Source organism: Succinispira mobilis DSM 6222, assembly GCF_000384135.1.
Lineage (GTDB): Bacteria > Bacillota > Negativicutes > Acidaminococcales > Succinispiraceae > Succinispira > Succinispira mobilis.
In genome coordinates, this window is record NZ_KB913028.1 from 1927147 (window position 1) to 1940124 (window position 12978).

At 37.5% G+C, this 12978-nt stretch carries 13 protein-coding genes and 1 other annotated feature; of the genes, 4 read left to right on the forward strand and 9 right to left on the reverse strand.

Annotated elements, in window-relative coordinates; all coding sequences use genetic code 11:
• Position 1: 1 nt before the first annotated feature.
• From hisA to SUCMO_RS0109215, 4 genes are read left to right on the forward strand one after another with little or no spacing between them, the layout of a single operon-like run.
• Positions 2-727, forward strand: coding sequence for a 1-(5-phosphoribosyl)-5-[(5-phosphoribosylamino)methylideneamino]imidazole-4-carboxamide isomerase (gene hisA / locus SUCMO_RS0109200; protein WP_019880416.1), 726 nt, complete (start codon positions 2-4; stop codon positions 725-727).
• A 4-nt stretch (positions 728-731) separates the two neighbouring features.
• Positions 732-1490: an imidazole glycerol phosphate synthase subunit HisF gene (gene hisF / locus SUCMO_RS0109205; RefSeq protein ID WP_019880417.1), complete on the forward strand. Its 759-nt coding sequence runs from the start codon at positions 732-734 to the stop codon at positions 1488-1490.
• On the forward strand, positions 1490-2137 hold the full coding sequence (gene hisIE / locus SUCMO_RS0109210) for a bifunctional phosphoribosyl-AMP cyclohydrolase/phosphoribosyl-ATP diphosphatase HisIE (RefSeq protein WP_019880418.1): 648 nt from the start codon (positions 1490-1492) through the stop codon (positions 2135-2137). The genes hisF and hisIE overlap by 1 nt, the downstream gene beginning before the upstream one ends.
• Positions 2138-2159: 22 nt before the next feature.
• Complete coding sequence (locus tag SUCMO_RS0109215) at positions 2160-3791, forward strand: putative manganese-dependent inorganic diphosphatase (protein ID WP_019880419.1); 1632 nt, start codon at positions 2160-2162, stop codon at positions 3789-3791.
• A gap of 146 nt (positions 3792-3937) precedes the next feature.
• Here SUCMO_RS0109215 and trpA read toward each other — a convergent pair whose 3' ends face one another.
• The 9 genes from trpA to SUCMO_RS0109260 all read right to left on the reverse strand — a co-directional run bounded on the left by trpA (position 3938) and on the right by SUCMO_RS0109260 (position 12975).
• The gene (gene trpA, locus SUCMO_RS0109220) at positions 3938-4726 is read right to left on the reverse strand and encodes a tryptophan synthase subunit alpha (protein WP_019880421.1); all 789 of its coding nucleotides are present in this window, start codon (positions 4724-4726) and stop codon (positions 3938-3940) included.
• Positions 4719-5909 (reverse strand): tryptophan synthase subunit beta, encoded by a 1191-nt coding sequence (trpB, locus tag SUCMO_RS0109225; protein ID WP_019880423.1) that lies wholly within the window; start codon positions 5907-5909, stop codon positions 4719-4721. The genes trpA and trpB overlap by 8 nt, the downstream gene beginning before the upstream one ends.
• A 75-nt stretch (positions 5910-5984) precedes the next feature.
• Complete coding sequence (locus SUCMO_RS0109230) at positions 5985-6602, reverse strand: phosphoribosylanthranilate isomerase (RefSeq protein ID WP_019880424.1); 618 nt, start codon at positions 6600-6602, stop codon at positions 5985-5987.
• Positions 6592-7380, reverse strand: coding sequence for an indole-3-glycerol phosphate synthase TrpC (trpC, locus tag SUCMO_RS0109235; RefSeq protein WP_019880425.1), 789 nt, complete (start codon positions 7378-7380; stop codon positions 6592-6594). Before trpC ends, SUCMO_RS0109230 begins: the two co-directional genes overlap by 11 nt.
• A 4-nt stretch (positions 7381-7384) precedes the next feature.
• Positions 7385-9022 carry an anthranilate phosphoribosyltransferase gene (gene trpD, locus SUCMO_RS0109240; protein ID WP_019880426.1) on the reverse strand — a complete coding sequence of 546 codons (1638 nt, stop codon included), beginning with the start codon at positions 9020-9022 and terminating at the stop codon, positions 7385-7387.
• An 11-nt stretch (positions 9023-9033) separates the two neighbouring features.
• A complete protein-coding gene (gene trpE, locus SUCMO_RS0109245; RefSeq protein WP_019880427.1) occupies positions 9034-10509 on the reverse strand; it encodes an anthranilate synthase component I in 1476 nt (491 codons plus the stop codon).
• A 54-nt stretch (positions 10510-10563) separates the two neighbouring features.
• Positions 10564-10863, reverse strand: a binding site (T-box leader).
• A 125-nt stretch (positions 10864-10988) separates the two neighbouring features.
• Positions 10989-11198: a hypothetical protein gene (locus SUCMO_RS0109250; RefSeq protein WP_019880428.1), complete on the reverse strand. Its 210-nt coding sequence runs from the start codon at positions 11196-11198 to the stop codon at positions 10989-10991.
• A gap of 147 nt (positions 11199-11345) precedes the next feature.
• Positions 11346-11507 carry a hypothetical protein gene (locus tag SUCMO_RS11415; protein WP_019880429.1) on the reverse strand — a complete coding sequence of 54 codons (162 nt, stop codon included), beginning with the start codon at positions 11505-11507 and terminating at the stop codon, positions 11346-11348.
• A gap of 151 nt (positions 11508-11658) precedes the next feature.
• Entirely contained in the window at positions 11659-12975 is a 1317-nt protein-coding gene (locus SUCMO_RS0109260; protein ID WP_019880430.1) for a CitMHS family transporter, read from the reverse strand.
• Positions 12976-12978 lie beyond the last annotated feature (3 nt).

Sequence of the window (12978 nt, forward strand, 5' to 3'; positions counted from 1 at the left end):
TATGATAATTTTTCCTGCAATAGATATCTTGGCAGGCAAATGTGTGCGTCTTACCCAAGGTGATTTCAAGCAACAAACTACTTTTTCTGATAATCCTGCTGCCATTGCTGTTAAATGGCAACAATGTGGTGCGGAATACTTGCATTTAGTCGACTTAGATGGCGCTTTAGCTGGCGAAAGTCGCAATTTATCTACTATAAAAACCATTTTAGACACTATCACCATTCCCGCCCAACTTGGTGGGGGAATTCGCGATCTTAAAACAATTGACAAGCTTTTACAATTAGGCTTAAGTCGTGTTATTTTGGGCTCTATTGCTGTAAAAGACCCCGCCTTAGTTAAAGAGGCTGTCAAAGAATTCGGTAATAAAATTGTGGTGGGCATTGATGCCAAAGAAGGTTTTGTAGCTGTAGAAGGCTGGGGAAAAACAAGTTCACTCAGCAGCATTGAACTTGGGCAACGGATGTTTGAAGTCGGTGTCAGCCAAACAATTTTTACAGATATTAGTCGCGATGGCAAATTAAGTGGCGTAAATATCGCCGCCACCTGTGAATTAGCTGTGAAAACCAAGTTAAAAGTAATTGCTTCCGGTGGTGTTAGTGGTTTAGGGGACATCAAAGAACTAAAGCAACAAGCAAGTTGTGGCATTGAAGGTGTTATAGTCGGTAAAGCAATTTACACTGGCAATCTTGACTTAACTACCGCAATAGCATATTGTAAGGAGTGAGAATATGCATACTAAGAGAATTATTCCTTGCTTAGATGTTAAAGCGGGGCGAGTTGTTAAAGGCACAAATTTCGTAGATTTACGTGATGCTGGTTGTCCAATTGAGTTAGCCCAAAAATATGATGAGCAATTAGCCGATGAACTGGTTTTTCTAGATATCACCGCTTCACATGAGCAACGCCAAACTATGTTAGATGTTATTAAAAACACTGCCGGACAAGTATTTATGCCTTTAACTGTGGGCGGAGGTTTAACAAGTTTGGAAGATATTCGTGCCGCTTTAAAAGCCGGTGCTGATAAAATTTCTTTAAACAGTGCCGCTATTAAAAATCCTGATTTAATTAAAGATGGTGCTAGAAGTTTTGGTTCGCAATGTATTGTTGTGGCCGTGGATGCCAAACAAGTTGCTGCTAATAAATGGGAAGTTTTTATAAATGGTGGTAGAATAAATACTGGGCTAGATGTTGTAACTTGGGTGCAAAAAGCAGTTCTCTTTGGCGCCGGCGAAATTTTATTAACTAGTATGGATAAAGATGGTACTGGCAGTGGCTACGACTTGGAACTTACCCGTATTATTTCCGAAAGCATTGATGTTCCCGTAATAGCTTCTGGTGGCGCTGGAGATTTAGAAGATTTTTACAATGTTTTAAACTATGCCAAAGCGGATGCAGTTTTGGCTGCTTCTGTATTTCATTACGGAAAATTTTCCATCCCTCAAGTTAAACAATATCTTAAAAGTAAAGGTTTGGAGGTTCGATTATAATGTTAAATTTAGAAACGCTTAAATATGATGCACAAGGTCTAGTGCCAGCAATTATTCAAGATGCTTTTACCAAAAAAGTACTAATGTTGGCCTATATGAACAAACAATCTTTAGAAATTAGTATCCAAACTGGTTTCACCTGTTTTTATAGTCGCAGTCGCCAAGAACTTTGGAAAAAAGGTGAAACCAGTTCACATGTTCAAGAAATTCAAAGTATTAGCTATGATTGTGATTTAGATACTTTGTTAATTCTCGTAAAACAAACTGGAGTCGCTTGCCACACGGGAGAATATAGTTGCTTTCACAATACCCTTTTCAGTCGCGATTTAGCTAATAATTTACCTAGCCTTAGTCCAAAAGAAAATCTGCCTGAATTTCTTAATGATTTATATAAAACTATTTTGGCGCGGCGCGAAAGCGATGATGAAACTTCTTACACTAAATATTTATTTGTTAAAGGTCAAGATAAGATTTTGAAAAAAGTTGGGGAAGAAGCTGCGGAAACTATTATCGCCTCCAAAAATGATGACAACAAAGAAGTAATTTATGAAATGTCCGATTTGTGGTATCATTGTTTAGTACTGCTAGCATATCACAATATTACACCTGAAGAATTGCTTAACGAACTTGCTAGCAGAAGAAAATAAACACTCTACGGAGGCAACTGTTATGCAAAAACCCGTCCTAATCATCGGTCATAAAAATCCTGATACTGACTCTATCTGTGCTGCTATTGGCTATGCGCATCTAAAACAGGCTTTGGGAATAAATGCCTTACCAGCCCGTGCTGGGAAATTAAATCCAGAGACGAAATTTGTCTTAGAATATTTTAACATCCCCGCTCCAAAACTAGTTGTAGATCTCTATCCCCGTGTGCAAGATCTGCCTCTTAAAACTGGAATTACCGCGCATCCTTGGTTTAGTTTACGTGATATAGGTAAGTTATTTATTGAACATAAATTGAAGTCGTTACCCGTAATAGACAATAACAACAATCTTTTGGGAATGATTACGGTAAGTGATTTGGCTAATCGCTATTATGAAGAATTAGCCATTCAAGATTTAAATACTGCCCAAGTTGATTACGCCAGTGTGGCTCGTACTTTAGATGCTGAATTTTGTGCTGGCATCGAATCTGCAAAGCTTATTGTTGCCGGAAAGGTTAAGATTGGCGCAGCTAGTACTGAAACTTTAGTGTCTACAATTGCTGAGCAAGATTTAGTTATTATTGGTGATCGTCTTGAAGCACAGCTTTATTCTTTGCGCGCTGGTGTTTCTGGCATTATTTTAACTGGTGGTGCCAAACCCGATGATATTATTATTCAAGAAGCGCAAAAGCGCAATGCTGTTGTTTTGTCGACACCTCATGATACTTATAGCACAGCCCGTTTAATTAACCAAAGTATTCCGGTTGGTAAAATCATGAAAACTGATTTGGTTTGTTTTCATCCTCATGATCTATTAGAAGACATTAAACAAAAAATGCTCGCCACAGGCTTTCGGAGTTATCCAATCGTAGAAAATGATAAATTTATCAGCTTAATTGATCGCAGTAAATTTATTTCACCAGAACGCCAAGAAGTTATTTTGGTCGATCACAATGAACGCAGTCAAGCCGTAGAAGGCATCGAAGAAGCCCATATTTTGGAAATTGTTGATCATCATCGGTTAGGTGGCTTAACTACAGGGGACCCCTTATTTATCCGCCTAGATACAGTTGGTTCAACTTCTACAATTGTTGCCAATATGACTTGGCATCGTGATATCCCTATGCCAAAAGAAATAGCAGGAATTCTTTTGGCGGCAATCATCTCAGATACGATGTATTTTAAATCGCCTACCTGTACACCAATAGACATCGAAACTGCCGATAAACTCCAAGCGCTGGCAGAGATTAATAATTTACAAGAATTTGCCATGCAAGTATTACAAAGTGGTTCTGTAATTAATAGCCTCAGTGCCCAAGAAATTGTAAAAAATGATATTAAAGAGTTTGTTTTTGCAGAATATAAAGTCGCAATTAGCCAAATAAACCTAATGGATGGACAACAAGCTTTGGCAAAAAAATCCGAACTAATTGCTGCTTTACAAGAATTGCAACAGCAAAAAGACTATGATTTAGTCTTATTAATGGCCACTGATATCCTTGATGAAAGTACTAATCTCTTCTTTGCTGGTAACGAACGTTATTTATTAGATAATATTTTTGGTGAATGCTTAGGCAATGAATATTATCACCTACCAAAAGTAATGTCGCGTAAAAAACAAATAATTCCGGCTTTATCAGAGGCCTTGCGCTAATTCTTTTCTTTCAGATAAACTTTCTTTATTATCTAATTTTTCCTCGCCGCCTATTTCTAAACTCAAAAACTAAAAAAAAGATACTAGACTGTCCAGTTTATTTTTATCAAAAATAGACTGGAACTTAACTAGTATCTTTTTTATTTTTAGTCAAGTAGTGCTTGTTTTAAACTTGCTACCAACTCACCAACTTCTTTAACAGCCTCCTGTTGTCGTTCTTGAATTAATTTAACAATAGCACTACCAACAATAACACCATCGCAATGTTCTTTTAAACTTCTTACCTGCTCGGGACGGGCAATTCCAAAACCGATAATGCGAGGAATTTCAGCATATTTATTTATTTCTTTAAAAAATTCGCCAAAATCAGTTTCAATGTTTTCCCTTATTCCTGTAACCCCTTTAGAAGAAACGCAATACAAAAATCCTTTACTGTCAGGAACTATGTTCGCAATTCTCGCTCCTGAAGTAGGGGCAACTAAGCTTATCGCATAAAGTCCATATTTATCTAAATCAGTTTGAAATTCTTTTTTTTCCTCATAAGGTAAATCTGGCACTATTACACCCGCAACACCAGTTTCTTGACATAATTTGAAAAACTTTTCTTGTCCAAAAGCAAAAATACTATTGGCATATAACATCAACAGCAACGGTACCTTTACCAAGGTTTTTATGTCCTTTAATAATTCAAAAATTTTGCCTAAAGTTACACCATTTTGAATGGCACTAAAACTTGCTGCTTGAATAACCTCCCCTTCAGCTATGGGGTCAGAAAAAGGAACCCCTAATTCAATCAAATCCGCTCCCTTAGCTTGCATTTCCAATATCAAATTTTTAGTAGTTTCTAAGTCAGGATAACCTGCGGTTATAAAAGTAATCAACGCTTTTTCCGACTTTTTTTGCAGATCCAAAAATTTTTCATCTATTTTATTCATGTAAACTTATCCCCCTATATTTAGCTATTTGTTGCACATCCTTATCGCCCCGCCCTGACAAACAAATAATTATACTTTCCGTAGATTTCATGGTCGGTGCTAGTTGTCGAGCGATATGTACGGCATGTGCCGATTCAATTGCTGGAATTATCCCTTCAATTTGTGCTAAATACTCAAAAGCTTGTACGGCTTGCTCATCGGTAGCCGCTAAATATTCTGCTCGGCCATTGCTGTGTAGATAAGCGTGTTCTGGTCCAATTCCTGGATAATCTAAACCGGCCGAAATTGAATACACTTCATCAATTTGCCCCTCACTATTTTGTAAAAACAAAGATTTCATCCCATGAAATATCCCGGCTCGTCCTTTGTTGATTGTGGCTGCATGCTCTAAAGTATCAATACCCCTACCGGCAGCTTCAACACCTATCAGGCGCACATCTTTTTCCTTAATAAATTCATAAAACAACCCCATTGCATTACTCCCACCACCAACACAAGCAATCACTGCACTGGGCAACTTTCCTTCTAAGGCCAAATGCTGTTGTTTGGCTTCTGCACCGATAATTTTTTGAAAATCACGCACCATCATCGGGTAGGGATGTGGTCCAAGAACTGAACCAATTAAATAGTAAGTTGTATCAATATTAGTTACCCAATCGCGCATAGCTTCATTAACAGCATCTTTTAAAGTTTTGGTTCCACTATGCACACTAACTACTTTTGCGCCCAAGAGTTGCATTCGATATACATTCAGTGCTTGACGTTCCACGTCTTCAGCCCCCATATAAACAATGCATTCTAAGCCCAACAAAGCGGCTGCAGTAGCTGTAGCCACCCCATGTTGCCCTGCACCAGTCTCTGCAATTATTCGTTTTTTTCCCATCTTTTGTGCCAATAAAATTTGCCCCAACACATTATTGATTTTATGCGAACCAGTATGATTTAAATCCTCACGTTTCAAATAAATTTTGGCACCTGCCAAATCTTTGGTCATTTGTTCTGCATAATATAGTAATGAAGGTCGTCCCGCATAATTTTTATACAAATTTAGTAATTCGGCTTGGAAATTTGCATCCTCACGATACTTTTCATAAGCTGCAACTAGCTCTTGCACCGCATACATAACTGTTTCTGGTACATATTGCCCACCAAATTCTCCAAATCTACCTAATTGTTCTTTCATCTTCTTCCTCCTCATATAACACACTTTATCTACCATAACCGCTCTTGTTTGCAGAGTTTTTTGTTTTTGTTTACTTTATCTACCTCTAGCTAATTCGATAAATTTCTCTATTTTATTCGAATCTTTAACTAGATTTGTTTCTACACCACTAGATACATCAACACCCCAAATATTATTTAATTTGCAGGCCGCACTAATATTTTCCGTACTTAATCCCCCTGCTAAAATCAGCGGTTTACTAGCCTTAATATCTGCTAAAGCTTCCCAGTTTGCCAATTTACCTGCGCCGCCATACTCACCGGGAACAAAACTATCCACCAAAATTTTATCCGCACTACTCGACAGGGCGTCTAATATTTGTTGGGCTGACGTAGCTCTAATTGCCCGCCAAACCTCGAGTTGCGGTAAACTTTTTTTTAATTTTCGAAGATAAGCTGGCGTTTCATCCCCGTGTAATTGAATGACTTTAATTTGACTAACTGTAACAATTTCTTGAAGTTCGGGCAACGCTAAATTTACAAAAACACCTACGGGAATAATTTCAGAACTTAAGACACTAATCAATTCCCGCGCTTGAATTTGATTAACCTGTCGTTTACTCGGAGCAAAAACAAAACCTGCATAATCAGGTAAATATTTATTAACAATTTGAATATCTGTCAAACTGCGCAAGCCACAAATCTTAATTTTCATATTCTGTACCCATTAATTCCGAAAATGTCTTGGCTAAATTAGGACTGCACATTAAAGTTTCCCCAATTAGAGCTGTTCTAAATCCCGCCTGCTGTAAACTAAGTATTTGCTCCCGCTTATTTATCCCACTTTCACTAACCATTGTAATATGGCTAGGTATTTTTTTCGCTAATTCTAGACTGGTATTTAAATCTACTTTAAATGTTTTTAAATCGCGATTGTTTACGCCAATAAGTTGTGCGCCTGCCTTCAATGCCTTTTTCAGTTCTGATAATTCATGTACTTCCACCAAACAACTCAAACCCAATTCTGTCGCCAATTTTATAAAATAATTTAAAGTTGCAGTATCTAAAATTGCCGCAATCAATAAAATGGCATCCGCCCCCAGAATCACACTCTCATAAATCTGATAAGGTTCAATAATAAAATCTTTGCGCAAAATCGGTATTTGAACTAGCGGCCGAACTTGTTTAAGATATTCTGGGCTACCTTGAAAATAGTATTCTTCTGTCAAACAGGAAATCCCCTGTGCTCCCAGTCTTTGATATTGTTGCGCTAAATTTTGCGGTTGAAAATCTTGTACGAGAACACCTTTAGAAGGTGAGGCCTTTTTCAGCTCCGCAATAATACTAAAATCACGAGCTACAAGAAATTTTTCTAAATCTAAAGGCTTGCGTAAGCTCTGTTGAGCCATTATTTGCAACTCAGCTAGAGATATTCGTTTCTTTTCCTGCTGTAATTGCAATTTGCGTTGCTGTACGATCTTATCTAAAATCATTCTCTCACCCCCGTATTTGTCGACTAAATTCTTTTAGAGCTTGAAGTTTTTCTAAGGCTCGACCACTATCAATGCTTTCTTGCGCTACAGAAATTCCAGTTTGAATATCAGCCACCTTGCCAGCAATATAAAGTGCGCAAGCTGCATTTAAAAGCGTGATATCTCTTTTAGCACCTAGTTCACCTTGTAAAATAGCCTGAGTAATTTTGGCATTCTCTGAAGCTAGTCCACCTACAATTTCTGTAGCCGGAGCAACCTGTAAGCCAAACTCTTCTGGAGTAAGGCTGTACTTAATTAGTTTTCCGGCCCTTAATTCACAAACCTCTGTACTGCCGGTTAATGATATTTCGTCCAAACCTTCGGCGCCACAGACCAACATCGCCCCCTGAACACCTACATTTTTCAAAACTTGTGCCATTGGTTCTAATAGTTCGGGGCGATAAACTCCCAACAAAATATATTCTGCTTGAGCTGGATTGGCCAAAGGACCTAGAATGTTAAATACACTTCTAACCCCAATTTCTTTGCGCGGTAAAGCAGCAAACTTCATACTCGCATGAAAACTCGGTGCAAACAAAAAACTTATTCCACACTCTTGCAAACACTTTTCTGCTTGTTGAGGGCTCAAATCTATTTTAATGTCTAAAGCTTCTAACACATCCGCAGCACCGCACTTGCTAGAAACACTACGATTTCCATGTTTTGCTACTGTCATCCCTGCCCCAGCAACAACAAAGGCTGCCGTAGTAGAAATGTTAAAACTGTTTGAAAGATCACCACCAGTCCCTACAATATCAAGTACTGGTTGTGGATGGGAAACTTTATTAGCTTTTTCACGCAATACTTGCACAAAACCCGTCAGTTCTTCTACCGTCTCACCTTTCATCCGTAGTGCCGTTAAAAAAGCTCCAATTTGAGCATCAGTCGCTTGCCCACTCATAATACTCTGCATTGCACTATAAGCTTCTTCCCGCTGGAGATTTTCCCCTTCAATAACCTTAAAGATATACGGTTTTAGGAGCATTGGTTCTTTTTCTACAAGCGATGCCTGTTTGCTTTCTAGCTTAAATTGGGGTATTAAATTTAAAAAATTAGCTAACAATTGTTCCCCTTGTGCACTTAGGATCGACTCTGGGTGGAATTGTAAACCGTAAGTTTGTGTATCTCGATGCTTTAAGGCCATTATTTGTCCTACTTCATCTACCGCTAATATTTCTAGGCAACTTGGAATGCTTTCTTTATCCACGATTAGAGAGTGATATCTGGCACCTTGAATTTTTGTAGGCAAATCTTTAAATAATTCTGTCGGTTTAATTATTTCAATTGTGCTAGCTTTACCATGTAATAACTGCTTTGCCGGGATAACCCGCCCCCCAAAAACTTGCCCAATAGCTTGATGACCTAAGCAAACTCCCAAAACAGGAATTCTACCATTAAAATATTCAATAGCTTCTAAACAAACACCACTACTATCTGGATACCCTGGGCCTGGTGAAATTATCAAAGCTTTGATTGGTAGCTTTTGCAATTCCCTTAAACTTATTTTATCGTTACGAATTACTTGCACCTCTGAGTACAATTTACCGATATATTGATAAAGATTGTAGGTAAATGAATCGTAATTATCAAGTATTAATATCATTTTGCCACCCCTTAATTAGTTCGTGCTGCTTGTTTGACTGCTTCAAGTATTGCACGCACCTTATTTTCAATTTCTTCATTTTCCATCTCAGGCACCGATTCTGCTACTATGCCTCCACCGGCCTGAGCATAGGCCTTGCCGTTTTTGTAGAGCAAAGTTCGAATCGCAATACAGGTATCCATATTGCCATCAAATCCTAAATAGCCAATCGTCCCCCCGTAGAGACAACGTTTTCTATTTTCTAGTTGATCAATTATTTCCATAGCCCGAACTTTAGGCGCTCCCGATAGAGTCCCCGCTGGCAAAGCTGCAAATAATGCATCTACTGCGGTCAACCCGTCTTGCAAAATTCCTTTAACATCACTAACTAAATGCATCACTTTAGAGTAGCGCTCGACTTTCATAAAATCAGTTACTTCAACTGTGCCAAATTTAGCCACTCGCCCCACATCATTACGGCCTAAGTCTACTAGCATTGTATGTTCCGCCCGTTCTTTAGGATCTAGCAATAATTTTTTTTCTAAGAGCAGATCTTCTCGTTGATCTTTGCCCCTCGGAACAGTGCCAGCAATAGGTTTAGTCGTTATTACGCCTTGCGTAACATTAACCAACATTTCTGGTGAAGCCCCGACAATTGCATATTCAGGATTTTTAAAATAATACAAATATGGTGAGGGATTACTCATCCGTAACTGACGATATACGGCAAATGGATCGGGCGGATTTTCGATTGTAAAGCGTTTGGATAACACTACTTGAAAAATATCGCCTGCAACTATATATTCTTTAGCTTTATCTACCAGTTGGTAATATTCTTGGTTATCATAATTAGCTTTTACTACTAAAGGTTCTTGTTTGTAAGGTTTAGGCACTGCAACTACAATTTTTTCTAATTTTGCCAGTAATTCTGCAACTTTTGCTTTAATTGTCTCATATTGACCACCGATATCACCTTGGTCTTTGTAAATATTCATTATAAAAACCATCTTATTGGTAAAATGATCAAAAGCCACTAATTCATCATACAAAAACAATTGACAATCTGGCAGTTGCAACTCATCTTCCGGAATATTAAGTAGTCTCTCTTCAATATAACGTACACTATCATAAGCAAAATAACCTACAAACCCCCCAGTTAACTTGGGTTTTTCTGGAAAAACCGGGGCCCGATATTTTTGTAATTGTTGTTTTAAAAATGTCTTAATATTATTTACTGCAACTAGCTCTTGTTGGCCGTTACTCTTAATTTCCGCCTCTCCCTGAGCTATTTTAATCTCTAGTTTAGGATTAATACCGATAAAAGAATAACGTCCCCATTGATTTTTTTGATCTACACTTTCTAAAATAAAACAATGTTCCTGCTCCGCTTGCAATTTATGAAAAATTTGAATAGGTGTATACATATCCCCTAAAACTTCAAAAAATACAGGTACCAAATCGTATTCTTGGAGCAATTGTTCTACAGCTTGAATTTTTGGATAAAACATCTTTCTACGCCTCCATAATTTAAATTTAGACAAAATAAAAAAGCCTACCCTCCCTAATGGGACGATAGACTAAATAGCCTTCGTGTTGCCACCCAAATTCAAAGACATCTTTTGACATGTCTTCCTCTAATACAGGTACGCAACTTTCTTTATGCACAGGTACGCAGCACAAGTAAAGCATCAATACCCTGTTCTTTAACGCAGATCATACGGCTTGCAACTACTCTAGTAAAACTATTTCATCTTGCTCCTCACAAACCCATTCATTTGTAACGCATGTGTCAGTCTCACACCAATAACCGACTCTCTGTAACACCGTCTTACAAACTACTTACTTTTGCTCAAAGGATTTATTTTTATTGTAACTTATAATAGCTGTTATTTAATGTTTTGTCAATAGGGCAAAAAAATAAAACCAACTCTATCAATAGCACCTTAACGCCATTATCGCTAGACTTGGTTTTGTATATTTACTTTTATTATTTGTCTTTTTTATTTTTTTTTAATTTGCGCCCATCAATAACATCTAGATAATCTGTTATTGCTGCCCGAACAATTGAGTTCGCTGAATAATTAGCACCTGGATTGTCTTCATTTAATCTTTCTGTAGCCTCATAAAGACGAGTCTTTAAGTCTTTAGGTAGCCTAAGCAACACACTAGTGGAATCTTCCGCATACTTTCCTGACATAATACACTCCCCATTTCAACAAATATAGTCTATAGTTAGTAACTATCTAACAAATATCTCTCAGTTGCGTATTTATATTACATAAATATATTATCACTTTTCTGGTTAAAACTCAAGCATTGCAAAATTGCTCTAAACTGAGAGATTTCACTTATTATTATCTTTATTAGCGATTATATTTCTAATGATAATTAAAACTAAAGTTATAATTATCAATCCATCTAAATAAGTCTTTCCACCAGTCTGTTCTCTAAACAATGTAAAATACAGAAAACACAAAATCAAGCCAACTCGTCCACGTAATTGCATTTATTTATCCTCACAATTTTCATTTGCTTACAATTATAGCAGGATAAACTTATAGAGTCTACTTTTAAAGGCCTAAAATATTAGGAGGGTTTCTTTTTCACAAGAAACCCTCCTAATATTTTTATAAAACTAACAAATTTTTACCTGCTTATTAAATTACAACTATACCCATTACTACTGCACAGGCTAAGGAAATTATTCCTACTAACCATAACAAAGGGGTACAGAACCTTAATAATTCTTTAATGTCAATTCCAGCCAAACCAATTGCTAGATAAGTGGTCGCAGCATGTGGTGTAACTAATACACCGAAATTTTTACCAATCAACATTGCTTTAGCCATATTTGTAGGTTCAATACCATATTGACTGCCAACTCCAATTGCTAATGGTACTAGACCGAAGAAGAAAGAGTCTGTGCCTAAGAGCATCCCGATTGGCACCGAGAAAATTCCTAACACAATGTGCAGGTAAGGTCCTACAAAAGCTGGAATTACATTAATAATCGCTGTTGCCATCGCGGTAAGCATTTTAGTACCACTAAGTACGCCTAAGAATATCCCTGAAGCTAAAAGTATTGCTGGTACTGATAAAGCTTCTGCCGCATGAGCTTTAATTCGCGCTGCTTGATCTGAAGCTTTAGGATAGTTAACTAATAAGGCCAAGGCTAAACCAATCATAAAAGCTCCGTATAAAGGCACTTTTGTTAAACAAAGCAAAGCAATTACACCGACTGTCAACAGAATATTAAACCATACTAGTTTAGGACGTTTCAACGCTAAAACTTTTGGATCAAGTTCTTCTGCTACCACACCTTCAGACCCATCTTCTAAGGTAGCACCAGCTTTAAGCCCAGCACCACGACGTTTTTCCATAATACCCATTGCCGCCGCAAAACCAACTACTATAATCAAACCTACGATTTGTAGCGGAATCAATGACTGCCACAGAAGGTTTACATCCATTTTAGTAATTGCCACCGTTCTCGCCACTGGACCACCCCAAGGAAGTAAGTTCATAATACTCATTGCCGCACCGATAATAACCAACAACACTACCGGACGAATATTAAGTTTTTTGTAAATTGGTAACATTGCCGGCACTGTAATTAACAAAGTAGTTGCTAATGCGCCATCTAAGTGAGAAATTGTTGCAATCAATGCTGTAGCCACAGTAACCATAATTACGTTAGCACCAGCTTTTTCTGTTAAGTAGTTAACTAATGGGTCAAACATTCCGGCATCGGACATAACCCCAAAGTAAACAATTGAGAAGATAAATAAGACCGCAATACTCCAAGTAGTCGTAACCCCACTTTTAATGAACCCCGAAATTTGATCAAAAGAAAAACCAGCTAAAAAAGCAGCAATAATTGGCACCAAAATAAATACTACCGACGGTGTTGCTTTAGATTGCATTAAGCAATAAATAATCACCACAACCATTAAAATACCGATAAATGCTAACATAAA

What these genes read in the sequence shown, in the direction of transcription:
- trpC (WP_019880425.1), bottom strand. Translation starts at nt 7,380, where the DNA reads ATGATTTTAGATAAGATCGTACAGCAACGCAAATTGCAATTACAGCAG.
- trpE (WP_019880427.1), bottom strand. Translation starts at nt 10,509, where the DNA reads ATGTTTTATCCAAAAATTCAAGCTGTAGAACAATTGCTCCAAGAATAC.
- SUCMO_RS0109250 (WP_019880428.1), bottom strand. Translation starts at nt 11,198, where the DNA reads ATGTCAGGAAAGTATGCGGAAGATTCCACTAGTGTGTTGCTTAGGCTA.
- SUCMO_RS11415 (WP_019880429.1), bottom strand. Translation starts at nt 11,507, where the DNA reads ATGCAATTACGTGGACGAGTTGGCTTGATTTTGTGTTTTCTGTATTTT.
- SUCMO_RS0109215 (WP_019880419.1), top strand. Translation starts at nt 2,160, where the DNA reads ATGCAAAAACCCGTCCTAATCATCGGTCATAAAAATCCTGATACTGAC.
- SUCMO_RS0109230 (WP_019880424.1), bottom strand. Translation starts at nt 6,602, where the DNA reads ATGAAAATTAAGATTTGTGGCTTGCGCAGTTTGACAGATATTCAAATT.
- trpD (WP_019880426.1), bottom strand. Translation starts at nt 9,022, where the DNA reads ATGATATTAATACTTGATAATTACGATTCATTTACCTACAATCTTTAT.
- trpA (WP_019880421.1), bottom strand. Translation starts at nt 4,726, where the DNA reads ATGAATAAAATAGATGAAAAATTTTTGGATCTGCAAAAAAAGTCGGAA.
- hisIE (WP_019880418.1), top strand. Translation starts at nt 1,490, where the DNA reads ATGTTAAATTTAGAAACGCTTAAATATGATGCACAAGGTCTAGTGCCA.
- hisF (WP_019880417.1), top strand. Translation starts at nt 732, where the DNA reads ATGCATACTAAGAGAATTATTCCTTGCTTAGATGTTAAAGCGGGGCGA.
- hisA (WP_019880416.1), top strand. Translation starts at nt 2, where the DNA reads ATGATAATTTTTCCTGCAATAGATATCTTGGCAGGCAAATGTGTGCGT.
- trpB (WP_019880423.1), bottom strand. Translation starts at nt 5,909, where the DNA reads ATGAAAGAACAATTAGGTAGATTTGGAGAATTTGGTGGGCAATATGTA.
- SUCMO_RS0109260 (WP_019880430.1), bottom strand. Translation starts at nt 12,975, where the DNA reads ATGTTAGCATTTATCGGTATTTTAATGGTTGTGGTGATTATTTATTGC.